The organism is Photobacterium sp. R1 (assembly GCF_054600795.1).
In genome coordinates, this window is the sequence record NZ_BAAHZP010000860.1 from 1 (window position 1) to 245 (window position 245).

Sequence of the window (245 nt, forward strand, 5' to 3'; positions counted from 1 at the left end):
GTGAATAGTTTTTCATCGCCGCCTCCTAGTTCAGACCCAGCAAACGCTGCTCTGTCAGTGACACCTTGGCGCGCGACGCCTGCACATTGCCGTCTATGGTACTGATAGTGATATATCCCGCCTTCACCGCATTGCCTTCCGAGTTGGCGTTGGCATCTCCGGCATCTCCCATGGCGAACGACAGCCCTTGCTTACCCTGCATCGCCGCCTGTGCGGTGGCCTCAGCCGTTGCCTGATCCATGCCG

At 58.8% G+C, this 245-nt stretch carries 1 pseudogene; it reads right to left on the reverse strand.

Features of this window, described 5'->3' with window-relative positions:
* Window positions 1–25 precede the first annotated feature (25 nt).
* Window positions 26–245 (reverse strand): annotated as a pseudogene (locus tag ACYP03_RS27525) (5'/3'-nucleotidase SurE); the annotation flags it as partial.